Source organism: Nguyenibacter vanlangensis (genome assembly GCF_013376155.1).
GTDB lineage: Bacteria > Pseudomonadota > Alphaproteobacteria > Acetobacterales > Acetobacteraceae > Gluconacetobacter > Gluconacetobacter vanlangensis.
This window is the reverse complement of sequence record NZ_JABXXP010001107.1, coordinates 1-694: the sequence shown is the minus strand read 5'-3', so window position 1 is coordinate 694 and position 694 is coordinate 1. Positions and strand designations below refer to the sequence as shown.

Sequence of the window (694 nt, the reverse complement as noted above, 5' to 3'; positions counted from 1 at the left end):
CCTGGGGCGCACCGATCGCCCGGGCCACGTCGCGAAAGGTCGAGACCTGTCCGGGCGGGATCGCCCGCAGCGCCGTCCAGACGCGGCGCTGGAACGCCGTGCCGCGAATGTCCAGCGGCAGGTCCAGCCCGGTTCCGGGCGCCTCGACGAATGCCACGACCTGCGCCACCCGCTGCTCATACTCCGCGTCGCCGCCGATCAGCGTCGCCTTCGGAAACCGATCCTGCAGATCGCGCAGCAGGGCGTCCGGCGCGTCCCCCATCAGGATGGCGCACACGCCCCGCCCGCTGCTGGCCACCAGGATCGCCCCCAGCGCGCATTGTCCGACCGCGAAATGCAGGCTCTCTCCGGCACCCCCCTTGCGATAGGCGCTCGGCTGCATGCCCAGCGCCCGGTCCGCATGCGCATAGAACCGGCTGCTCGATCCGAATCCCGCCTCGTACAGCGCCGCGGTTACCGTGGCTCCGCCGGCCAGCGCCGCGCGCAGGCGCCCGTCGCGATGGGCGGCGGCATAATCATGGGGCGTCAGCCCGGTCTCGGCACGGAACGTCCGATGGAAATGCGCCACGCTCCATCCGCAGGCGGCGGCCAGTTCCTCGGTCGTGGGCACGGTCTCGGCCTGTTCGATATGGCGGCATGCGGCGGCGACGATCGCGCGCGCCTCGGCCACGGGGGCCGCATCCGGACGGCAGCG

The 694-nt window shown here is 72.8% G+C and carries 1 protein-coding gene; it reads right to left on the bottom strand.

The features are described 5' to 3' along the window. Positions 1–670 (bottom strand): bifunctional transcriptional activator/DNA repair enzyme AdaA (locus HUK84_RS21525; protein ID WP_317135329.1); only part of this gene is annotated, 670 nt, incomplete at its 3' end. Between the last annotated feature and the right edge of the window lie 24 nt (positions 671–694).